18 protein-coding genes, 2 tRNA genes and 1 pseudogene are annotated in these 22238 nt (G+C 61.9%); 8 read left to right on the top strand and 13 right to left on the bottom strand.

Going from position 1 to position 22238, the window contains the following annotated elements:
- Positions 1 to 168: 168 nt before the first annotated feature.
- The 5 genes from ACEW7X_RS09360 to ACEW7X_RS09340 all read right to left on the bottom strand — a co-directional run bounded on the left by ACEW7X_RS09360 (position 169) and on the right by ACEW7X_RS09340 (position 7706).
- Positions 169 to 1881, bottom strand: a complete 1713-nt coding sequence (locus ACEW7X_RS09360) for a Na+/H+ antiporter (RefSeq protein WP_068369666.1) — start codon at positions 1879 to 1881, stop codon at positions 169 to 171.
- Between the two features lie 216 nt (positions 1882 to 2097).
- Positions 2098 to 3849, bottom strand: a complete 1752-nt coding sequence (locus ACEW7X_RS09355; protein WP_420177111.1) for an ABC transporter ATP-binding protein — start codon at positions 3847 to 3849, stop codon at positions 2098 to 2100.
- On the bottom strand, positions 3846 to 5717 hold the full coding sequence (locus tag ACEW7X_RS09350) for an ABC transporter ATP-binding protein (protein WP_420177110.1): 1872 nt from the start codon (positions 5715 to 5717) through the stop codon (positions 3846 to 3848). The genes ACEW7X_RS09355 and ACEW7X_RS09350 overlap by 4 nt, the downstream gene beginning before the upstream one ends.
- A 203-nt stretch (positions 5718 to 5920) precedes the next feature.
- The gene (locus ACEW7X_RS09345) at positions 5921 to 6880 is read right to left on the bottom strand and encodes a helix-turn-helix transcriptional regulator (protein WP_420177109.1); all 960 of its coding nucleotides are present in this window, start codon (positions 6878 to 6880) and stop codon (positions 5921 to 5923) included.
- 280 nt (positions 6881 to 7160) lie between these two features.
- Positions 7161 to 7706 carry a Dps family protein gene (locus tag ACEW7X_RS09340; RefSeq protein WP_068369659.1) on the bottom strand — a complete coding sequence of 182 codons (546 nt, stop codon included), beginning with the start codon at positions 7704 to 7706 and terminating at the stop codon, positions 7161 to 7163.
- A gap of 203 nt (positions 7707 to 7909) precedes the next feature.
- Between ACEW7X_RS09340 and ACEW7X_RS09335 the strand changes: the two genes are divergently transcribed.
- Entirely contained in the window at positions 7910 to 8212 is a 303-nt protein-coding gene (locus ACEW7X_RS09335) for a hypothetical protein (RefSeq protein WP_420177108.1), read from the top strand.
- Between the two features lie 108 nt (positions 8213 to 8320).
- Here the strand turns inward: ACEW7X_RS09335 and ACEW7X_RS09330 are convergent, their stop codons facing one another.
- From ACEW7X_RS09330 to ACEW7X_RS09320, 3 genes are all read right to left on the bottom strand, one after another.
- Positions 8321 to 9082, bottom strand: a complete 762-nt coding sequence (locus tag ACEW7X_RS09330; RefSeq protein ID WP_068370047.1) for a MipA/OmpV family protein — start codon at positions 9080 to 9082, stop codon at positions 8321 to 8323.
- A 182-nt stretch (positions 9083 to 9264) separates the two neighbouring features.
- Positions 9265 to 10281 (bottom strand): acyltransferase, encoded by a 1017-nt coding sequence (locus ACEW7X_RS09325; RefSeq protein WP_068369653.1) that lies wholly within the window; start codon positions 10279 to 10281, stop codon positions 9265 to 9267.
- Positions 10282 to 10470: 189 nt separating this feature from the next.
- Positions 10471 to 10555, bottom strand: a tRNA-Leu gene (locus ACEW7X_RS09320).
- 262 nt (positions 10556 to 10817) lie between these two features.
- Between ACEW7X_RS09320 and rnr the strand changes: the two genes are divergently transcribed.
- From rnr to ACEW7X_RS09295, 5 genes are all read left to right on the top strand, one after another.
- Positions 10818 to 13232, top strand: a complete 2415-nt coding sequence (gene rnr, locus ACEW7X_RS09315) for a ribonuclease R (RefSeq protein WP_420177922.1) — start codon at positions 10818 to 10820, stop codon at positions 13230 to 13232.
- 1 nt (position 13233) lies between these two features.
- Positions 13234 to 13977, top strand: a complete 744-nt coding sequence (gene rlmB / locus ACEW7X_RS09310) for a 23S rRNA (guanosine(2251)-2'-O)-methyltransferase RlmB (RefSeq protein WP_068369651.1) — start codon at positions 13234 to 13236, stop codon at positions 13975 to 13977.
- Between the two features lie 54 nt (positions 13978 to 14031).
- Positions 14032 to 15291, top strand: a complete 1260-nt coding sequence (locus tag ACEW7X_RS09305; protein WP_420177107.1) for a cystathionine gamma-synthase family protein — start codon at positions 14032 to 14034, stop codon at positions 15289 to 15291.
- 232 nt (positions 15292 to 15523) lie between these two features.
- Positions 15524 to 15796, top strand: coding sequence for an HU family DNA-binding protein (locus tag ACEW7X_RS09300; RefSeq protein WP_068369645.1), 273 nt, complete (start codon positions 15524 to 15526; stop codon positions 15794 to 15796).
- A gap of 105 nt (positions 15797 to 15901) precedes the next feature.
- Positions 15902 to 15977: transfer RNA gene (locus tag ACEW7X_RS09295), tRNA-Val, on the top strand.
- Positions 15978 to 16569: 592 nt separating this feature from the next.
- On the opposite strand, the pseudogene ACEW7X_RS09290 reads toward ACEW7X_RS09295, so the two are convergent.
- Positions 16570 to 17301 (bottom strand): annotated as a pseudogene (locus ACEW7X_RS09290) (LysR substrate-binding domain-containing protein); the annotation flags it as partial.
- A 26-nt stretch (positions 17302 to 17327) separates the two neighbouring features.
- On the opposite strand from ACEW7X_RS09290, the gene ACEW7X_RS09285 reads away from it, so the two are divergent.
- The gene (locus ACEW7X_RS09285; protein WP_420177106.1) at positions 17328 to 17717 is read left to right on the top strand and encodes a RidA family protein; all 390 of its coding nucleotides are present in this window, start codon (positions 17328 to 17330) and stop codon (positions 17715 to 17717) included.
- 39 nt (positions 17718 to 17756) lie between these two features.
- Here ACEW7X_RS09285 and ACEW7X_RS09280 read toward each other — a convergent pair whose 3' ends face one another.
- A complete protein-coding gene (locus ACEW7X_RS09280; protein WP_420177105.1) occupies positions 17757 to 18170 on the bottom strand; it encodes a winged helix-turn-helix transcriptional regulator in 414 nt (137 codons plus the stop codon).
- A 90-nt stretch (positions 18171 to 18260) separates the two neighbouring features.
- Between ACEW7X_RS09280 and ACEW7X_RS09275 the strand changes: the two genes are divergently transcribed.
- Positions 18261 to 19148 (top strand): NmrA/HSCARG family protein, encoded by an 888-nt coding sequence (locus ACEW7X_RS09275; RefSeq protein WP_278858760.1) that lies wholly within the window; start codon positions 18261 to 18263, stop codon positions 19146 to 19148.
- A 152-nt stretch (positions 19149 to 19300) separates the two neighbouring features.
- Here ACEW7X_RS09275 and ACEW7X_RS09270 read toward each other — a convergent pair whose 3' ends face one another.
- From ACEW7X_RS09270 to ACEW7X_RS09260, 3 genes are all read right to left on the bottom strand, one after another.
- The gene (locus tag ACEW7X_RS09270) at positions 19301 to 19849 is read right to left on the bottom strand and encodes a VOC family protein (protein WP_420177104.1); all 549 of its coding nucleotides are present in this window, start codon (positions 19847 to 19849) and stop codon (positions 19301 to 19303) included.
- 185 nt (positions 19850 to 20034) lie between these two features.
- Complete coding sequence (locus ACEW7X_RS09265; RefSeq protein WP_134838455.1) at positions 20035 to 21222, bottom strand: sugar transporter; 1188 nt, start codon at positions 21220 to 21222, stop codon at positions 20035 to 20037.
- A gap of 96 nt (positions 21223 to 21318) precedes the next feature.
- On the bottom strand, positions 21319 to 22236 hold the full coding sequence (locus tag ACEW7X_RS09260; protein ID WP_127774367.1) for a LysR substrate-binding domain-containing protein: 918 nt from the start codon (positions 22234 to 22236) through the stop codon (positions 21319 to 21321).
- Positions 22237 to 22238: the final 2 nt, after the last annotated feature.

Raw genomic sequence — 22238 nt, 5'->3', positions numbered from 1 at the left:
GGCTTGCCTGCCGGGAAAGCACTGACGACAAGCTCAGGGCATATTGTTTGCCCAGTGCCAGTGCAGAGTGATAACAGATGGATAGTGGCGCAGCCGCCGAATGCAGGATATGCATCCGGGGACTGCGAGGCAGATGCCGCCCAATACGTAGGGGGGGCTGCCCAGGCCTCAGGCGACCTGGCGGCGGTTGGCGGCAAGGCGCCGCTTCAGGCTGATTTCCGCCATGTCGATTTCCTGTACCAGGCCTCGCATGGTTTCATCGTTGATGAGGTTTTTGCGGCGTTGGGCATAGATGGCGCGCCGTTCCGCCTGCAGGCCACGCAGGCGCAGCTCCTGTTCGATGATGTAGCGTTGCTTGCGCTCGATGACCGCGCGCGAATCCGTCGTGCCGTCGGCATTGCTTTCGGCATCCTCCTCGCCTTCGGCCTGGTGGGCTTCCATCATTTCGATGCGGCGGCGGTATTCCTTGGTCAGCAGGCCGATGATTTCCTGGTGTTGCGTCAGCCATTTTTCATCGTGCGCCGCAATTTCGGCGTCGGTAATGGCCATGCTGCTGATGGCCTGCTGGCAGGCCTGGATACGAGCCAAGCGTTCTTCTTCTTCCGCATGGTCGGCGGTCGGCTTGGGCAGGCCGCGCAGTAGCAGCGGCAGGGCCACGCTGCCCAGAACCAGGGTGAAGAGGATGACGCCGGTAGAAAGAAATACCACCAGGTCACGCGCCGGGAACGGAGTCTTGGCGTTGAGCATCAAGGGGAAGGACAGCGCGGCCGCCAGCGTCACGGCGCCGCGGATGCCCGCGAACGTGGTCGCCACCAGCAAGCGTTGCGGCGGTTGCTCGGGCGGCTTGCCTGGCAAGTGGGTGCGGAAGAAGCGGCCATAAACCACGAAAGTCAGCCAAAGCCAGCGTACCAGCAACAGTGCGGCCCCGATGACGATGACAAAGCCGGTCAGTTCCCACCATGGGTAGTCACTGGACTCGATCATGGTGCGGGAAATCGTGGGCAATTGCAGGCCCAGCAGCAGGAAAATGGCACCGTTGAAAGCTGATTCCACCATGGACCAGGTACTGTCCGTCTGCAGGCGCTCATGGATGAATTCGCCGCGATCCAGGTCTGCCATATTGGTGGTGATGCCAGCCGCTACGGCGGCCAGGATGCCTGATGTGCCAATCACTTCCGCCAGCAGGTAGACGGCAAACGGCAGCAGCACCAGCAACAGGACCATCTGAGTGGCGGCCATGTCGCCCAGGCGGCGGGTGATGTTCTTGCGCGCCGTGCTGAAGCCCCAGCCCATCAGTGCGCCCAGCGTCAGGCCGCCTACGCACATCCAGACGAAGTCGCGTGCGGCGTCCAGGGCCGAGAACGAGCCGGTGATGGTCGCGGCCAGCGCAAATTTCAGTGCCACCAGGCCGGATGCATCGTTGAGCAGGGATTCGCCTTCCAGGATGTGCATGGTCTTGTGCGGCATGCCCAGATTGCGGGTAATGGCAGAGACCGCGACCGCATCGGTCGGCGAGACGACGGCAGCCAGGGCGAAGGCCACGGAAAGCGGGACGGAAGGCAGCAGCCAGTGGATCAGATAACCCAGGCCCAGCACGGTGATGAACACCAGGCCGAATGCCAGCAGCAGGACAGGACGATGCAGGCCGAACAACTCGCGCTTGGGAATGCGCCAGCCATCGGCGAACAGCAATGGCGGAATGAACAGCAGCAGGAACAGTTCAGGGTCGAATCCGATATGCAGGCCCGCCTGCGGCCATGATAGCAAGGCACCGATGGTGATCTGGATCAGGGGCAGGGGGATGGCCGTCAGGTAGCGCGAGGCTACGCCAGTGACGGCACCGAGCATCAATACCAGTAGGATGATCTCTACGGTGTGCATGGTGATATGGGCGTCGACAATAAGACAATGGGGAAATGCCAGGATGCCATTGTTACATGTCTGCTTTGTGCCGGCGCGCGAGATTGATTATTTTTGTCTGTCTAACGGTTTCTTTTTTCGGTGCGGGCCGTGGGCCAGTGTCCATTTGTGCCCATGCGGCGGGCGGCCGGCCGTGCCCGGCAGCGAAGCCGAGCACAGGCAGCAGCGTGGCTTGGGTCAGGCGGCCGGGCCCAGTGTCCAGCCCTGCGCCTGCTGTTGGCTGCGCCAGAGGCGGGCATAGATGCCATCCAGTGCCAGCAGCGAATCGTGCGTGCCTTGTTCCACCAGCCTGCCTGCGTCCACGACCAGAATATGGTCGGCATGGCGGATGCTGCGCAGCCGGTGTGCGATGGCGATGATGGTCCGTCCTCGTGCCAGCTCGGCAATGGCGCGCTGGATTTGTGCTTCCGCCGATGGGTCCACGCTTGCCGTTGCTTCATCCAGCAGCAGGACTGGCGCGTCTTTCAACAAGGCGCGGGCGATGGACAGCCGCTGACGCTCGCCGCCAGACAGCGAGGCGCCGCCTTCGTCCAGTTGCGTGTCGTAGCCCTGCGGCAGGGCCATGATGAAGTCATGGGCCTGCGCCCGGCGTGCCGCAGCGATTACCGTTTCGCGGGATGCGTCTGGCCGTCCGATGCGCAGATTGTCCAGCACGCTGCCCGAAAACAGGACGACATCCTGGAAAACCATGCCGATATGGCTGTGCAATTGTTCGGTGCCTATATCGCGCAGGTCCGTGCCGCCCATGCGGATGGCACCGGTATCGACATCCCAGAGCCGGCCGATCAGGTGCACCAGGGTGCTTTTCCCGGCGCCGCTGGGGCCGACGATGGCTGTCAGGCCATGCGCGGGAATGTGGCAGCTCAGCTGCACCAGGGCGGGCGTGGTTTCGCCGTCATAGGTAAAGCTTACCTGGTCGAAGGTGATGTCGCGCCCCGCAGGTTCCTGCGGAGCATCTGGTTCGGGCAGCGGTTGCTGTGCCATGATGTTCTCGATGCGCGCCAAGGCCCTGCTGGCAAAGCGCAGCAGCAGGGTCGAGAGGCCCAGCTCGTACAGCTGGCGGTAGACCGGCAGCGCCAGCACCAGAAATAGCACCAGAACGTCAGGGCGCAGGGTGTCGTCCAGCAGCAGCCAGGCGCCGGCCAGTATCAGCAGTGCGAAACCGGTTTCCAGAATGAACCCGTACAGCGCTATCCAGGGTGCGGGGCGGCATTCCACGGCCAGCGCAGCATCGAATTGCTGGTCCAGTGCACGACGCAGCTTGCGCCATGCGCTGCCAAAGCGGCCGAAGCCTCGGATGACAGCGATACCCTGGATGTAATCCAGCAGTTCGGATTGGGCCTGGGCATTGGCTGCCAGGAACTGCTCACCCGGACGGGCAGCGACACGCTGGCTCCACCACAGGGACACCAGGGCCAGTGGAATCATCGCCATCACCGCAATCGCCAGGCGCCAATCCAGCCAGAGCAAAAAGCCCAGCAGGAATGCCGGCATGGCCAGGCCAGCGATGAAAATCCCTAGAAAGTGCGACCACAGGTTTTCCACCAGTTCCAGGTCGGACGTCAGGCGGGCGCCCAGGTCGCCACCGCGCTGGCGGCCGAACCAGCCCATGGGCAAGCGCCGCAGGTGGTCGGCAATGCGCAGGCGCGCTTCGCCCATCATGGCGTAGGCGCCAGAAAAAATCAGCGGCATGCTGCGCGTGCCGGCAAAAATGCGCAGTGCGATACACAGCACCATGGCGGTTGCCTGCCAGGCGACGGACGCCGTGGTGGCGTTCCCGGCGAAAAGATCGCGCAGCAGCAGATAGAGAACAGGATAGGGGGCGGCAGCGAACAGCCCTTCCAGTACGGCCCAGGCTAGGCCCTGAGACAGGCGTGGGTCGCTGGTACCTGACAGGCGGAAACCGGATTGCACGAGTGCGCGAATCATGATTGCAGGCCTCCTTCAGCTTGCGGCAAGGCCGTGGCCAGCGTCCAGTCGCGGGCGGCTTCGTGGTCCAGCCAGAGCTGGTGATAAAGCGGGCATTCCCGCAGCAGCGCGGCATGGGTGCCCTGGCCGGCGATGCAGCCGTGATCCAGCACGACGATATGATCGGCATGCATGATGGTGTGCAGCCGATGAGCGATCATCAGCACCGTGCGTCCCTGGCACAGCGCGGCCATGGCTTCCTGCATCAGGACTTCGTTTTCCGCATCCGCGTAGGAAGTGGCTTCGTCCAGCACGAGGATGGGCGCGTCTTTCAGCAGGGCGCGGGCGATGGACAGCCGCTGGCGTTCCCCGCCAGACAGGCGCGCACCACGGTCGCCGAGCTGGGTATCGTAGCCCTGTGGCAGCGCCATGATGAAGTCATGTGCGCGCGCCGCCCTGGCGGCAGCGATCATGTCGGCGTCGCTGGCGCCGGGGCGTGCCAGCAGCAGGTTGTCGCGTACGCTGCCATGGAACAGGTACACCTCCTGGAAGACGATGGCGATGCGCGCCAGCAGTTCGTCCAGTGGCCAGTCGCGGATGCCCAGCCCGCCAACCTGGATCTGTCCCGATTCATATTCATACAACCGGGGCAGCAGGCGTGCGACGGTGCTTTTGCCGGAACCGCTGGGCCCTACCAGCGCGGTCAGGCCGCCGGCGGGCGCGGTGAAGCTGATGCCATCCAGGGCAAGGCGTGTTCCGTAGCGATGGTGTACATCGTGGAAGACCAGGGCCAGGGGGTTGCCGGGCAGCGGTGCGTCGCGGCTTGTATCCGCCAGGGCGGGGGCGCGCAGGATGGCGTCTATGCGGGCCAGGGCCTCGGCCCGCTGCATCTGTTCACCCATGGCGAACGTGAGCCGCAGTAGCGGCAGCAGCACCGACGGCGCCACCAGCAAGAACAGCAGATAGACCGGCATGCTGATGCTGCCGGCCAACAGCAGCCACGCGCCGACAGGCGCGACGACAGCGATATTGGCGGCCAGCAGGCCGGTGAACATCACCCAGCCTGTGGAACTGCTGCGGGAATAGTCGGCCACCCAATACACCGCGCCGCGTACGGCGTCGGCCAGTTCTGCGAACGAACGTGACGACAGGCCGAAGGATTTCACCACATGCACGCCGCGCACATATTCGCCCACGCGGTTGGCGATGCGTTTTTGCAGGGCGCTCCATTCGGCCATGCGTTCTCCGGCACGGCGCATCATCCAGGCCTGCGCCAGCACGGCCAGGGGCAGCGGTGCCAGCGCAGCCAGCGACAGGCGCCAGTCCACCGCGAAAAGCAGGGCCAGCGCAGCCAGGGGCGCAGCAGCAGCTGCTGCCGCGTCTGGCAGCATATGGGCAAGAAAGCCTTCCAGCGCGTTGACATCGTCGGACAAAGTGCGGCGCAGGCTGCCCGAGCCACGGTTGGCGAAAAATGAGAGCGGGACCTCCCCCAGGCGACGGGCCAGCGCAAGGCGCAACTGATGCTGGGCTGTGAAGGCGCCTTTATGGGCCAGCATGTGGCTGGCGGCCATCAAGGCCCAGCGCAGCGCCAGCAGCACCAGCATGCCGCCCAGGTTGAACCAGACTGTGCGCATGTCTGCAATGGGAGCCAGCAACTGTTCCAGTACGCGATACAGCAGCCAGAAGGGCAGGATGCTGAAGACGGCGGACAGGATGGCCAGTACAACTGCCACGCCCAGTGTGCCGGGTGCCATGCGGATCAATTGCTTGAAGCTCAGGGCTTCGCCGTCTGGGGTAAAGGGCTGGATTGCGCTGGCAGCGGGAGAAATTCCTGCGCCTGGCGTGTGGCCGACTGGATTGTCGGGGCGGGCACTGGGTTGCGTACTCATGAAGGCTTCTCTCGATCTTGAATGGATAGAGCAGCCTTTATTGTGATTGCGGCGGCTTGTCCGCGCCTGTGCGCGATGCCGGATAATCTTGGTGTGCTGCCAGAAATGACGGCTACAGGCGTTGCGCCCGTGTCGGAATGGGAAGAAACAGGGGTAATCTCAAGGGTTGGAATACGGCGGGTGCAGCGGTGTAGGCGGAACGCTCACCACAGGCTGGGCGCTACGCCGAAGCGGCGCCGGAAGGCGGCGGTAAAGCTGCTGGCATGGCGGTAGCCGGCACGTTCGGCTGCATACTCGATACTCCAGCCTTCCTGGCGCAGCCCCCGGCTGGCCAGCTGCAGCCGGCATTCGCGCAGGAAGCCGAAGACGGATTGCCCATAGGCAGCCTGGAATTTCTCGCGCAGGCTGCTGCTGCTCATGCAGGCCAGGCGCGCAAGTTCGGCCAGCGAGTGTTCTTGTTCGGGATAGGTCAGCAGATATTCTTTCACGCGTGCCAGGCGCTGCATATCACGGCTGGCGGGTACGGCGGGGGCGGCCAGCTCGCTGTCATCGGCGGCCAGTGCCGTGGCCAGGATCTGCAAGGCCACACCTTCCTGCCACAAGCGGCCCAGGCTGCCTTGCCAGCGTGGGTCGAACAGGCTGTTGGCGGCTTGCAGCAAGTTGGCGTCCGCCTGCCAGTGACGCAGCCGCAGGCGCGGGTCGTCGAGCCATTGTTCAAGCTCGGGAATGTGCGTAGCGGCCGAGTCGGCCAACTGCTCGCGCCGTGCCATCAGCGACACGCTGCGCAGGCGCTGGCCGGCGGGGTGGTGCCCGGTCATGGATTCGGTCTGGCAGTGGCTGGCGGTAATCGCGTGCTTGGCCGTGAGTGCAAGCGGCTTGCGGCCTGCACCCAGGTATGCTTCGGTACGTCCATCGAGCATCAACACGGCAGTGAACCCTGGCGATATGATGGAATTCGCGGTATAGCCGTAGTGATTGATGACGTCGGAGATAACCAGCGTGAAGCCGCTGCCGACTGGAATTTCCTCAATGAAGCCTTCCGCCAGGACGGTCGTTTCGAGCGGGCCCTCAGGTGTTTCCAGGGCTGGCCAATCATAGCGGAAGCCATGCCGCTCGCCGAAGCGGCGGTAGTCTGCCATGTTGAAGCGTTGGATCGCAGCCATAGTCCAGTAAAGACGGAAAGGAAACCTTCGGTCTGCCGTCGCTGGCTTGCGCGCGGGCCAGGCCAGCGTTGGGCGGTCAGGGACGCGGGCCCAAGGCCCGAGTCAGTCCCCAGGCCCTGGGCCGAAGGCATATAGTCATTATCGGCGGACAGGATATTCGCTACTGATAATCATTGTCAATACAGTGGCGTGCTGGATGCGGATTGACCACCGCCACGCAGGCGGCAGGCCGGCGTGGCGGTGGTCAATCCGGGGCGCCATCGGCGGCGCCGGAGGGATATCAGGCGGTCGGCGCCTGACGGCTGGCTTCGAACAGGAACCAGGTACGGCGTTCGGCTTCGTCGATCCAGTTTTCGATCAGGCTGGAGCTGGCGATGTCGTTGTACTCGTCGGTGACGGCGTGTGCGGCGCGCAGCGCAGCAGCCAGCGCCTTGTTGTCGTCGCGCAGTTCGGCCAGCATGTCTTGCGGATCGACGTAGTCGGCGTCGTTATCCAGCACGCGCTGGGTACGGGCAATGTGGCCGATGGAGCGCAGCGTGGTGCCGCCTACTTTGCGGATACGTTCGGCGATATCGTCGGTCATGGCAAACAGTTGTTCGCCTTGCTCGTCGAACATCAGGTGGTAGTCGCGGAAATGCGGGCCGCTGACATGCCAATGGAAATTCTTGGTCTTCAGGTACAGCGCGAAGACGTCTGCCAGGATCTGATTGAGTGCGCCGGAGATATCACGCGTGGCGTCTTTGCCCAGATCAGTGGGGGTGGCCAGGGGACGCTTGCGGCGTTGAGCTGCGGAACTAGCTTGCTTCGAATCCAGTTTTTTTGCCATGGCAAAACACTCCTGTTGGGTTAGGTTCTGTATGTACTGGCGCGCTCGGGCTGTTTTCCCGGGCGCGCTGCTATTCTCTGCACTGCTCACTATTGTTAGCCTAGCACTATTCAAATAACTTGGCAGTGCTGTGGATCAAGCAAAACTTAAAAATTCTTTTCCGCGCCGGGCGGCAGTGAGGTGACGCAAGGTGTGATGACGGCGTGGCATTCCGCCAGTGGCCATGGCGCTCGGTGGAAGCAGTCGCGGTGCAGGGACGCATCTTCGACGGGTTTTCTTTTTCCGGTCCAACCGGCCCCTTGCTGCGCAAACAAGTCACCCTTCAAGGCATAGGCGTAGGCCACAGGCGGGGCTTGGAAGATCTTGTGTACGCCATTGACAGCATAGGCATCAAGCCTGTTGTGGATAGCAGCTACCTGTTCGATGATCTGTATGGGGCGCTTGATCGCCTTGGGCGCGGCCTCTTTGGGAAAGTCGTGCTCGGATTGGCTTCCCACGGCGAGTGAGGCTGGGTGGCTATGTCACGTTGCGGTGGCGCCCGGCCTGTGCAGGCCGGGCGCCACCGCTGGCTGCCGATGATGCATAAGGCCGTGAATGCGCCCGAACGCTGGGTATCAGAAGCTGTAGATCGCGCCTATGCTGCCAAACAGATTGGTTTTCTGCGCGGTGAGGGGGCTGTCCTTGGCATCGCCGAACAGCCGGTTGACGCCGACTGTCGTCAAGGCGGACCAGTTGCTGCTCAGCCGGTAGCTCCAGACGGAAAACAGCGATGCTGATTTGAACCCTGCCGAGGGTGAGTAGGCCGGCAGGCCGGCCTGGCTACTCATGGCTTCTTCCTGGGTGACGCCGAACCAGGTCTTCATGGCGCTGCGGCTGCTCCATTGGGTATCGACGCCGATACGCACGCGGTGCGGACCGCTTTCCCAGGCAGCATAGGATGCGCGCAGTTCCACGACGCTGCCATAGCCGGTATGGGCCGCCTTGCGGAAGGCTGCACCCAGGGAGAGCGGGCCGGGTGTCCATTCCAGGTAGGCGCCATAGCTGGCATGGAAATGGATGTTGTCCAGACCTTTGGTGCGGGCGGTACGGCTGGCCTTGCGGCCGAGATCCAGCCCAAGGAACACGCCGGCTTCCAGGTCCTGGGCGAGGCTGGTCTTCAGGCCCAGGGCGGGCAGTCCAGCACGCGGGGTAATGAAGAAGTTGCCTGATTGATAGTTGATCAAGGGCAGCGGTACGGTCCGGTACGTGCTGGAGCCTTCATAGACGGGCACCACGGCGACGCCGGCGCCGATGAAATTTTGCGCCTGCGCAGCGGTGCTGGCCAGGGTGAAGCAGGCTAGAGTGCTGGCGCTCAGGGCCAGGCGGCGGAAATTCATGGGATGTCCTTCGATGCTGGGCCGGATGGCTGGGAAACCGGGCGATGGCCCATTGTATCCATGCCCAGGCGGCCTGTGCGCGCCAGCAGGCTGCCATTTGTGGCAGATGATGTCTGCCCGGCGCAAGGTGTTGCGCATCGGCCATGGCTCTGGGGGCGGGTGGCGGTACGGCGCGTGGCGCCTCAGGTGACTTGTCGTGCGGCAGGAATACGGCGCAGCAGCCAGGTGGCGGCCATGGAGAGGCCGAAGATGCCGGCCGTGGCCAGTGGAATTTGCCAGGCGGAATGTCTGCCGGGTGCATAGAGGCCCAGGGTTTTGGCCAGGTCGAGGAATACCGGATGCAGCAGGTAGATGCCGAAGGTCAGTGGTGCAAGCGCGCCCAGGCGGGGAATGGTGCGGGCTTGCAGCAGCCATTGGAAGGCCGCCAGGGACATCAGGATGACGGCAGGGTTGAAGGCATCGTAAAAATAGAAATCCAGGCTGGCCGGCTGCGACATGAGCGCAACCCCGAGGGTGGAGGCGGCGACGCTGGCGGCAAACAATCCGCCGGGCCAGGGCAGGCTCAGGGTGCGCTCATAAATCAGGCGGCCCGCCAGGAAGTAGCCGATATAGGGCAGGAAGGCGTTGAAGAAGAAGCCGGGGCGGCCGTCCGCGGAAAGGTGGCGGTGTGCGGCATCGGCAGCGGCGCAGGCCAGTATCGTGGCCAGTGCCAGCAGGCGGGCGCGTGGCGAGCATGCCTGGTACATGCGTTGCAGGAAAGGGGCGAACAGATACAGCCCGACAATCATGTACAGATACCAGAGATGGTAATAGGGGGCGCCTTTGAGCAGTTTGCCCAGCCACGCGCCCATGGCCAGCGGTTCCTGCTGCCAGGCGTGCATAAAGGCGCTCCAGCACAGGTAGAAGAGACTCCAGAAAACCAGCGCGGGCAGAATGCGCGCGGCACGGCGCTGGTAGAAAGCGGCAATGCCGCTGACCCGACCGGGTTCCAGCAGCAAGGCGCCGCTGATCATGACGAACACCGGTACGCACCAGCGTGCTGCGGCATCATAGAAATTCGACCAGTACCAGGCGGCGCTGCCGAACTCAGTTGTGCTTTGCAAAGGGTAGGCGGCGCAATGCACGAGTACCACGGCGACAGCAGCGGTCCAGCGGGCGCGGTCCAGGGATTGCAGGGAAAAACGGCGGTCGGCGGTCATGCGGCTCCTGATCTGCTTGCTTCTGGCCAAGATAACAGGAGGGCAGGGCGACAGACTGTTGCAGGCTGTGTCCTTTGCTGACTGGCGGGGGGATGAATGCGCGGCCAGAACAATCATGCGGGTGCTGATTGCGAGCCGGAAATGAAAAAGGCGGAAGATCTTGTGATCTTCCGCCTTTTGGGAATTAAGTGGTGCCCAGGAGAGGACTCGAACCTCCACACCCGAAGGCACTAGTACCTGAAACTAGCGCGTCTACCAATTCCGCCACCTGGGCACTGCATTGCTGTTATGCTTCCAGCAATTTCCTGCATGCTGCGCATATTACACTAGAAATCTTCCTAATGGAAGCCCGTCTAACCTTTTGCAGCTCGTTTAGCGACTGTCGTAGAACAGTGCGCTAAACTGCGGAAGCTGCGCATTATAGAAGAGAATTTTTTATTTTGGCAAATCGAACGCAAAAAAGTGGGCCAAGGCCCCGTAGAACGGCCGCGGATGCGGCGACACAGGCCGCTGTGCCGGCCACGACAGGCGTGCCGCTGCCTCCGGATTTCGATCCGGATGTACCCAGCCGCGAGAAATTATTGGCAGCGCTGCGCGCTGTCGGAGAACCCCTGACGCCGGATGAACTGGCGCGGCAAATGAACGTGGTGCGCGAAGCCACGCGCCGGGGTTTCGATCGTCGCCTGGCGGCGATGGAACGGGATGGCCAACTGCACACCAACCGCAAAGGGGTGCTGCTGCTGGCCAATAAATTGGATTTTGTTGCCGGGCGGGTGCAAGGCCATCGCGATGGCTTCGGCTTTCTGGTGCCTGACGCCGGCGGCCAGGACTTATTCCTCTCGCCGCGTGAAATGCGCAAGGTGCTGCATGGTGACCGTGTGCTGGTCAAACCCACGGGCGAATACCGGGGCAAGCCGGAAGGGGTGATTGTCGAGGTGCTCGAGCGCCGCACCAATCGCCTGGTGGGGCGCTTCCTGAATGAAAGCGGCGTGAATATCGTCGTGCCCGAGGATCAGCGCATCAAGCACGATATTCTCGTGCCGCCGGCGGAAACTGGGGGCGCGGAACCGGGCCAGGTGGTCACGGTTGAAATCATCGCGCAGCCCTCGCGCCACAGCCAGCCGCTGGGCCGGGTGGTGGAGGTGCTGGGGCAGGTGGACGATCCGGGCATGGAGATTGAAATTGCCGTGCGCAAGTTCGACGTACCTGTCGATTTTTCTGATGCCGGCGCGGCCCAGGCCGAGCGCACGCCGGACAGCGTGCGACGTACCGACTTGAAGGGACGCTTCGACCTGCGCGACGTGCCCTTCATTACGATTGACGGCGAAGACGCGCGCGACTTCGACGATGCTGTTTATGCGGAAGCCATAGAGCTGGGCACGGAAAAGCGCCGTCGTCCGGGCTGGCGGCTGCTGGTCGCGATTGCCGACGTCAGCCATTACGTGCGGGAAGGGGATGCGCTGGATGTGGACGCGCGTGAACGCGGTACCAGCGTGTATTTCCCGCGCCGCGTGATTCCCATGCTGCCCGAAGCGCTGTCCAACGGAATTTGCTCGCTGAACCCGGGCGTTGACCGCCTGGTGCTGGTTTGCGACATGGTGATTCCGGCCAGTGGCGCCAAGGCCGGCCAGGTGACGGCTTACCAGTTCTATAACGCGGTCATTCATTCGCACGCCCGTACGACCTATAACCAGGTCTGGGAAGGCTTGCAACATCCTGAAGGCCCGGCGGGCCGTGTGCTGGGCGATCGCCTGGCGGATGTCCAATCGCTGTATGAACTCTATCGCCTGCTGGCGCAGGCGCGCGTGAAGCGCGGCGCTATTGATTTCGATACTGTCGAAACCCGTATTGTCTGCAATGCACTGGGGCGTATCGAGCAAATCGTGCCGATGGTGCGCAATGATGCGCACAAGCTGATCGAAGAATGCATGCTGGCGGCCAATACCTGCGCGGCGGACTTCATGCAGCGCAGCAAGCATCCTGGGCTGTATCGTATCCACGAAGGCCCCAGCAACGAGCGCTTGCAGGCCCTGCGTGAATTCCTGCGCCTGCAGGGGCTGACACTGGGCGGTGGCGACGAACCACGTCCTGCGGATTATCTGGCCTTGCTGGAATCGGTGCGTTCGCGTCCTGATTATGGCCTGCTGCAGACCATGTGCCTGCGCTCCATGCAACAGGCGATCTACGGCCCGGACAACGTCGGGCACTTCGGTCTGGCGTATTCCTCGTATACCCACTTCACTTCGCCGATCCGGCGCTATCCCGACCTGCTGACGCACCGGGTGATCAAGAGCCTGCTGGAAGGCAAGCGCTACGTGCCGCATCTGGAAGGCAAGATGCCGGCAACCACGGTACGAGAGAAGCGTGCGCAAGAGCACGATACCTGGGAGCGCCTGGGGCTGATGCTGTCGGCGACGGAACGCCGCGCGGACGAAGCGTCACGCGACGTTGAGGCCTGGCTCAAGTGCTGGTTCGTCAAGGAGCGCGTCGGCGAAAGCTTCAGCGGCCGCGTGACGGGCGTGGCAAGCTTCGGCATCTTCGTAACGCTCGACGGCCTGCATGTGGAAGGGATGGTGCACGTATCGGAGCTGGGGACAGAGTACTTCCAGTTCAACGAAGCCCTGCACGAGTTGCGTGGCGAGCGCACCGGCATGCGCTACCGCCTGACGGATGCCGTGCAGGTTCAGGTGGCGCGGGTCGACCTGGAAGCCCGACGCATTGAGTTCCGCCTGGAAAAAAGCACCAGCTACGACGCCTTGCTCAAGGCGGCGCGCAAGAGTGGGGATGAAGAGCCCCGGCGCATCCGCAAGGCAGCGGCACCCAAGCCCGCAGAATTGAAAGGAACGGCTTCGCAACGCCGCGCCGCAGCCGCGAAAGCGCTGAGGGCGGAACGGGCGACGGGCCAGGCTAAGAAACAGTCCGCCAAACAGGCTGGACGCAAGAGGCGTTGATATGGCAGCAGATGTACAGGTTTTGGCAGGTTTCCATGCGGTGGCAGCGCGTCTGCGCCATGCGCCGGATTCGGTGAAAGAGGTGTATTACGACGCGCAGCGCCGCGACAAGCGGATGGCAGCGTTGCTGGAACAGGTGAAGCGGGCCGGCAGTGCCGCGCATGGCGTGCCGGCCGAACGGCTCGACGGCCTGGCCAAGGGCTTGCGTCACCAGGGCATCGTGGCCCTGGCTGACACTCGCGTGCTGGCCGTGGATATCGACGAAGTGCTGGACGAAATCGAAGGGCCGCCCTTGCTGCTGGTGCTCGATGGCGTCACTGATCCGCATAATCTGGGCGCTTGCCTGCGCACCGCAGATGCGGCGGGCGTGCATGCCGTGATCGCGCCCCGCGACCGCGCCGTTGGCCTGAATGCCACGGTCCAGCGCGTGGCCTGCGGCGCCGCCGATACGGTGCCGTACATCATGGTGACCAACCTGGCGCGCACCTTGCGAGGCCTGAAAGAGCGGGGCATCTGGGTCGTCGGCACCGATGACCAGGCCACGGATGCCATCCATGCTGTGGATGCGCGCCTGCCTACGGCCTGGGTCATGGGGGCGGAAGGCGAGGGTATGCGCCGCCTGACGCGTGAAACCTGCGATCATCTGGTGAACATTCCCATGCTGGGGGCGGTGGAAAGCCTGAATGTCAGCGTCGCCAGCGCGGTCTGCCTGTACGAGTCCGTGCGCCAGCGCCAGCAGGCGTAAACTATCGGCATATCTTCCCGTTTGACGGCCGCCGCAGGCGGCTCACTACCGAAAATGACCAAGCAGCAAGGCTTTACCACCACCATCCTGCATGCCGACAGGCGTTCCAATGTCGAGCATGGCGCGGTTCATAAACCCATGCATACGTCGTCGGAATATGCCTATGCCGACGCCAGGGAGCTGGCAGAGGTGTTCCAGGGCAAGTCCGGCTTTACGTATGCTCGCCAGGGGACGCCGACGACGCAGGCGCTGGAGGTGAAGCTCTCGGCCATGGAAGGCGGCCAGTCAACCGTGACGTTCTCGACCGGGATGGCGGCGCTGGCAGCCATCTTCACGACCTTGCTGCGCAAGGGTGACCATCTCGTTTCCAGCCGGCATATTTTTGGCAATACCAATAGCCTGTTCCTGACGCTCAACGAAATGGGCGTGGACGTGACTTTGGTGGATGCAACGGACGCTGCCAACGTGCAGGCGGCCTTGCGGCCGGAGACGCGCATGGTCTTCACGGAAACCATTGCCAACCCCGGTACGCAGATCGCCGACCTGCTGGCTATCGGTGAAATCTGCCGCGCACGCGGCCTGGTGTATGTCGTAGACAACACTTTGACTTCGCCCTGGCTGTTCCGTGGCAAGGATGCTGGCGCAGCGCTTGTGATGAATTCGTTGTCCAAGTACATCGGTGGCCACGGCCATGCGCTGGGCGGTTCAGTGACTGCCACGGGGTGCTACGACTGGAAGGATTACCCGAATATTTTCGACAGCTACCGCCAGGGAGATTCCCTGGGCTGGGGGCTGTTGCAGGTCAAGAAAAAAGGCCTGAGAGACATGGGCGGCACGCTGGCGGCCGAGCCGGCGCACCGCATCGCCGTGGGCGCGGAGACGCTCTCTCTGCGTATGGACAAGGCCTGCGCCAACGCACTGGCGTTGGCGCGCTTCCTTGAGCATCATCCGCTGGTGGCGCGGGTGCATTACCCTGGCCTGCCATCGCACCCGCAGCACGAACGCGCCCAGGCGCTGTTCAAGGGCCGTTTTGGGGCGCTGATGGGGGTCGAGCTGGCGCCGGGCCTGGATTGTTTTACATTCCTTAACCACTTGAGGGTTGTTGCCCTCTCGACTCACCTCGGTGATACCCGCACACTGGCACTACCGGCGGCCCATACCATTTATTATGAAATGGGCGCGGCGCGCCGTGCGGAGATGGGGATTGCGGACAGTTTGATCCGGGTTTCGGTCGGCATCGAGGAGGAAGAGGACCTGATTGCTGATTTCGACCAGGGGCTGGCGGCAGCACAAGCCGGTCTCCAGGACGTCTGAACGCAGTGCCGAAGGGCGTTGCGGGCCAGGGCTGGCGGCATTTTTTTTCTTGACAGTGCCGTCTGCCCCAAGGCCTAATACGCATCTGCGTCTGCGATAAGCTGGTATGCCGACTGGCGGCCCATCTAGACGGGACCGGCGGCCGGCTGCGCTGTAAAGGGAGCAGCTTCTGCCTACAGGATGCCTGCTTCGCGTAACGACAACTTCATACCTAATGAGGGGTAATTTCTAAATGAACAAGACCGAACTGATCGACCACATTGCCGGTGAAGCAGACATCTCCAAGGCTGCTGCCGGCCGTGCGCTTGACGCTTTCGTTGAGGCCGTGAAGGCTGCCCTCAAGCAAGGTGATTCGGTAACGCTGGTTGGCTTTGGCACGTTCGACGTGTCCGAGCGTTCCGAGCGTTCGGGCCGCAACCCGCGCACCGGCGAGGTCATCAAGATCGAATCCGCGAAGGTGCCCAAGTTCCGTCCGGGCAAGGCTCTGAAAGACGCCGTCAACTAAATCGCGCTTGGCGAGCACTATACTTACATGTATAATGCTCGCTTTCGCTGTGACGCGAAGGCTGTATGGAGTCACTACCTGCAAGCCATCGCATCCAGCGCGGATGGATGTTTAGCTCAGCTGGTAGAGCGGCGCCCTTACAAGGCGTAGGTCGGCGGTTCGAACCCGTCAACATCCACCAGAATTCAATACTGAAAGGCACCCGGAGTCTCCGGAGTGCCTTTTTTGTTTTATGCAGCAGGGGTGGCGTGGCAGCATGCGCTATGGCGGGGCTGCGGCAGGGGCTGGTGTGCTTTGCAGGTATGTGACTACGGCCATATTCCGTTGCAAGAACGTGGCGCAGAGCGGCGTCGTCCAACAAGACAATCTGCTATAAGTATCGCTGGTATCTTGTTGATGGAGTTGAATATGCATGTATCCCTGCGCTACGGCCGAGCCGCTGGATTGGCGTTTCTGGTCCTGTTGGCTTCCGGTTGCTCAGTCATCGGCCTGGGAAGCTCGGACCGCAGCAGCGATCGTGGTGGCAATTGCGAGGCGGACCCCAGCGCCTGCGCTTACGGGCCAGGCGAACGCGAATACGCGGAAAAAGAGGCCGCGCGCCTGAACAAGGAATCAGCTGCAAAGTTGCGCCGCGGTTCACGGCGATGACAGCGCGGGTTTTTTGCTGATAGCGCGGCAAATAGGACGGCAGCAAGGCGTTTCGCCGTAACAAGTCGGTGGCATTGCGACATGCGACAGATGCCGTTGCAGGAGGAGCGAATCAAGGGGCGAGGATACAGGGGCATGGGATTGAAACGCCATTGCTCAAATAACGGAATCAAGGCACCACGAGCTTGATGTGCGGCCGCCATATAGCGTGGCAGCGCAATCACGCCTAATCCAGCCAAGCCGGCTTCGAGGTAGGCATTGCCGTCATCCACTGCGAGTACATAGCTACTCTTGATTTCAATACGTTCACTCCCACAGTGCAGTGCCAGAGGGTCGACTCTTCCGGTACGTGAGGACAAGAATCCCACTATGCGATGGCCGGTGTTTTCCAGCTCTCGCGGATGCGCAGGGATGCCCAGGCGTTCGACATAACTCGGTGCCACGTAGGCGCCGATTGGCAAGTCGCCGACATGGCGTGCGATCAGCGATTGGTCCTTGATTTCGCCTCCGCGCAAGACACAGTCCACGTTGTCGCCGATCAGGTCCACGACACGGTCGCTCACGCCCATGTCGAACTGGATATCAGGGTAGCGTGTGTGGAAGGTCGGTAGCGCTGGCACCAAGACGAGGCGCGCCAGCGGGCTGGGCACATCCACGCGCAGCCGTCCTCTGGGCGTAATTGCTGCATTGGACAAACTGGTTTCAGCATCGTCCATGTCCGCCAGAAGGCGGATGACGCGCTCGTAGTAGACCGCTCCATCGGGAGTCACACCGAGCTTGCGGGTAGTGCGATGGAGCAACTTGACGCGCAGGCGAGCTTCCAGCTGCTGCACGAGTTGCGTCACTGTGGTTCTGGCCTGCCCCCCATTGCAGAGGTACAGACATGACAGCACGTGAAGCCGTTTTTCCCCCAGGTCGGCAGGCGCTCTATGAACGTAATCGGTATTCACCGGCCATCAAGTCCAACGGCTTCCTATTTGTCTCGGGGCAGGTTGGAAGCCGCGCGGGTGGCTCGTGTGAGCAAGATCTAAAAGCACAGGTCAGGTTGGCATTCGATAACCTTAATGCCGTTCTCATGGCTGCGGGCTGCACGTTCAGCGACGTGGTCGACGTGACCCTCTTTGTTGTCGATCCCGAGTCGAACCTTGAGGCTATCTGGAGTGTTTTTCCAGAATATTGGGGGGAGGCGCCTTACCCCGCTCTGACCGGGATCGGCGTGACGTGGCTTTACGGATTCCAGTTTGAGATCAAGGTGATTGCCAAGCTGCCCTAGCTACCCTGGTTCTCGTAAGGGCTGCCAGTCCGATATATATCAGCATTGGTTGGCATCGTAAGTTTGGCGTAATTGCTCGACACGAGGAAGGTTTTCTCTAACCCACGAGTTGATGCCTTCCAGCGCACGAAGCATGCTCTGGCCCAGCTCCGTGATTTCATACTCGACGCGTGGAGGCACTTCGGGAAAATAGTGGCGTTCTACCAAGCCATCTCGTTCAAGGTTCCTCAGGGTCAGCGTCAGCATGCGCTGGGTGATGCCTTCCACCTCACGCTTTATCTCGGAAAATCGCAGCCGATGATCGCCCGCGATGGCAAGGCGCCAGATGACCTGTACGGTCCATTTGTCACCGAGTCGCGTGCAGATTCCATTGGAGGGAATAGGCTGGAAGGATGAATAACCTGCGTGTTTCCCGTTGATGCCGTCTGATCCTGCGTGATTCCTAAGTTTCATTTTTGTGCCCGAGGTTCAAAAAAGTGCCGTCTTCCGCAATTCAGGGATAGGGGAAAGAATACGACATTCCCCTTTTTTGTGAACGGCATCATGAACGACGTCCATCGCCCCATCCTGGTTCTCGGCGCCACCGGTCGGCAAGGCGGATCAGTGGCCAAGGCGCTGCTGAAGGCCCGCTGGCCAGTGCGCGCTTTTGTGCAAGACCCATCCGAGCCTGCGTCAATCGCGTTGCGCGAAGCAGGAGCCGAACTCGTGCAAGGGGCATTGCAAGAGACAGATGTCATCGCGTCGGCAATGAAAGATATACATGGCGTCTTCTGCGTGATGCCAGCCAATCTGTCGGCAGAAGATGAAGTCCGTTATGGAACGCGTGTCGCGGATCTTGCGGCAAAGTTTCGCGTCGATCATTTCATCTACTCTTCAGGCGCTAGCGCTGGAGACGAACTGACAGGTGTGCCGCGCTTCGACGCCAAGCCTCGTATCGAAGCGCATGTCCGTAAACTGCCGCTCGCGGCAACCATCGTCCGCCCCATGATTTTCATGGAGATGCTGGTGCGTCCAGGCTTTGGCCTTGATGAAGGGCGGCTGGTTTCCTTGATCCAACGCGATCATTCGATCCAGCTGACCGCCGTGCAAGACATAGGGAAAATCGTTGCCGCCATGTTCGCGGACAAGGCCCGGTTTGCAAGGATGACGCTGAAGATCGCCAGCGACCGCGTGACAGGCCGCGAGCTGGAAGCTGCCTTTTCCGAGGCCGCTGGCCGGCCTATTAGCTATACCCGATTCCCTGATGAGGTGCTGGCAGCCAATGCCGATCTGGCGCACATGGCATCCAGCCTGGAAGATGGTCCTCTTGCGGAGCGGGTAGACCTGGATCTGATGCGAGAAATCAACCCTGAACTCGTCTCGTTGCGTTCGTGGTTGATGAATGGTGGACGTGAAAAACTTGAACAGGCGCTACGCAGGAAACAACCGTAGGTAGGATACGCAACGGAAGAACGGGCGAGGTGCGCACATGGCGTTTCGTCATTTCGCCGTTTCCTGGCTGCCGCCGAAGCGCCTATTTCGCCTGTGCCGCCGGGCGGCCACAGCGAAGTGACTGCCTGGCGAAGTGTCAGGACGATGCGGCGTCAGCGGTTGCGGGCGTACAAGGCAGCTGTCGTCGCGTCCATGAATGGCAGGTGCCCGTATTCGACCAATTCCAGCTGGTTGCCGAAGGGGTCCAGGAAATACTGCACGCGCAGGCCCGCGCACGGGCCGTCACTGATGACTATCGGTCCTTCCATGAGAGGCAACCCGCGTTGTCGCAGGAATTCAATGGCCGCATCCAGGTCACGGACCTTGAAGGCGATATGACCGAAACCTGGATCGCAGTTGCGCGGAAGGTGGGTGGCGCGGTCGTCGGGGCGAGTGAAGCTGAACAGCTCCAGCATCAGGTTGGGGCCCAGCGCCAGCATGGCGATCTGGAAGCGGGCATCGGCAACATTCTGATATGCCAGTGTCCAGTCCCGGCCGTCGGGCTGTCGGGGGAATTCACGCGCGTCGAAGGGACCGAGCCGGTAGAGTTCGATGCCACCGAAGGTGCTGCAATAAAAGGCAGAAGCGGCATCCATATCGGTCACGGTAAGGCTGACATGATCGACATGCTGCAAGCCTGGTAGGCTGTTCTGTGTGTTCATTCTCGGTTTGTCTCCTGGTGGCATTCGTGGTGGCCGGATTTATTTCTGTTTGGATAAATATAGTCCTTAATTATTTCGCCGGCCAGTTGGTCATGCCGTTCCTCGGCGCAGATGAATTCTCGCGGCAATGAAAATGCCGGCCAGGGCCGGCGTGTTGATGCTGCATCCGGCACCCGGCCAGGGGCTCAGGCGGGCTTGGTTTGCCAGTAGCGGCGCCAGACGAAAATCGTCATGGTCAGTGCAAAGGCAATGAACAGGCCGCCGACCGTGCCCAGGCTGTTGATGTCGTAGTGCAGCAATACCGTGCTGCCCATGAGCGCGCCACCGCCGATACCGATATTGAATATTCCGGAGTAGATCGAAGTGGCGACATCGGCGGAATCCGGTGCGCTGGCAAGCACTTTGGATTGCAGGCCCAGGTAAACGATGGTCATGGATGCGCCCCACACCATGCAGAGTAGCGTGGTGGTGACGGCCGTGGCAGCGGCGAAGTTCAGGGCAAGCAGGCAGAGCAGCAAGACGGCCAGGGGACCGGCAAAGGCTTCGAAGGGGTGGCGCGGCGCATGGCGCGTGAAGATCAGCGTGCCGAGAATACCGGCACCGCCGATAACTAGCAGCATGGATACCACGAAGTTTTCGCTGAACCCGCCGACACGGGTCATGAACGGTGTGAAATAGGTATAGGCGGTGAAGTGGCCGGTCACGATGATAAGCGTGAGCAGGTACGCTTGCAGCAGCGCCGGGCGCTTGAGCACGGTGGGCAGGTTTTTCAGCGGGGCCGGGTTGGTGCTGGGCAGTGGCGGCAGTAGGCGACGCAGCGTGAGCATGACAAGCAGGCTGATGCCGGCGATGCACATGAAGGTGATACGCCAGCCGGTCTGGTGGCCCAGCAGCGTGCCCAGGGGCACGCCCAGCACCGTGGCCAGCGAGCTTCCTGTCACGATGAGGCCCAGGCCTTTGGCCTGTTTGCCTTCAGGGGCAAGGCGCACCGCCAGTGGAATGGATATCGACCAGAAGATGGCGTGGCTACAGGCAATGCCGATGCGTGCCGCCATCAGCGAGGAAAAACTCCATGCAAAGCCTGCCAGGATATGGCTGGCGATGAAGATGGCAAACAGGACGAGCAGCAGGCGGCGCCGTTCCTGCGCGGCAGTCAGAAGTGTCAGCGGCAGCGACAGGATGGCGACCGTCCAGGCGTAGCCTGTCAGCAGCAGGCCTGTGTGGGCCACGTCCATGTCGAAGCTGCGTGCGATATCCGGCAGCAGGCCGATCGGGACGAATTCCGTGGTGTTGAAGATGAAAGCGGCCAAGGCCAGGCTGACGACCGGCAGCCAGTCACGCCAGCCGGGAGTTGGAGGAGAGGTGGTTTCCATATGTGCGCAAGGAGGAGGGAGCCTGGGAATTATAAAAGCGCCCAAGGGTTTTCACTGATATGGCCGCCATTATTCTATGAGTGCCTGGATTGCGGTCTATGCCGGATTCCGGTTGTCGTGGGCGGCGAAATCCTGCAACAGCCAATTGCGGAATGTCTGCAGCGAAGGCAGGTGTTCATTTCGCGGTGGGTACACAAGAAAGTAGTTGCGTTTGCTTTGCACCGGCTCGAACAGTTGCACGAGCTGTCCGCTGGCCAGTTCCTCGGTGACCAGCACCTGTGGCACCAGCCCGATACCCAGGCCAGCCGTCACGGCCTGTATCAAGTGTCCGGTCAGCTCAAAGCTCGGGCCCATGCGCATGCGCCGGTGCTCCAGGCCGTGCTTGTCGAACCATTCGCTCCAGGCTTCTGGTCGAGTAGTAATACTGAGCAAGGGATAGGCAACGATATCCTCAGGCCTGGCCTGGCCGGCAGAAGGAACGGTGTCAGGGCTGGCAATGACGACAAAGTGCTCGGCTTGCAGCGCATGGGCGCGCAGGTCGGGCCAGGGGGATGCGCCGCTACCGGCGCAGATGGCGGCGTCCAGCTCGCTGGCATTGAAGTCGGGCGGCGCAATGCGTGAATGCAGGTGGATCATGATGCCGGGATGCTGGGCATGGAAATCCGCCAGGCGCGGCATCAGCCACTTGGAGCCGAAGGTAGGCAGTACGGCCAGGTGCAGTGAGCCTTGCCCGGATTCGTGCGCGAGCGCCTGCAGGGTGGCGCTGCGGATGCGGCCAAGGCCGGCGGCCAGCTCGCGCAGGTAGAGGGCGCCGACGGCCGTCAATTCGATTTGCCGGCCATGGCGCGTCAGCAGGTTGATGCCCAGGGTTTGCTCGAGCGCCTGCACTTGCCGGCTGACGGCGCTTTGTGTCAGCCCCAATTCTTCGGCGGCGCGGGTGAAGCTCAGGTGGCGGCCGGATGCCTCAAAGGCCGTCAACAGCGACATGGATGGTGTCAGTTTACGAGGATTCATTC

It is taken from the genome of Kerstersia gyiorum (genome assembly GCF_048595715.1).
Lineage (GTDB): Bacteria > Pseudomonadota > Gammaproteobacteria > Burkholderiales > Burkholderiaceae_B > Kerstersia > Kerstersia gyiorum.
Note: the sequence above shows the minus strand (reverse complement) of the source record. Positions and strands in the feature narration are given on the sequence as shown.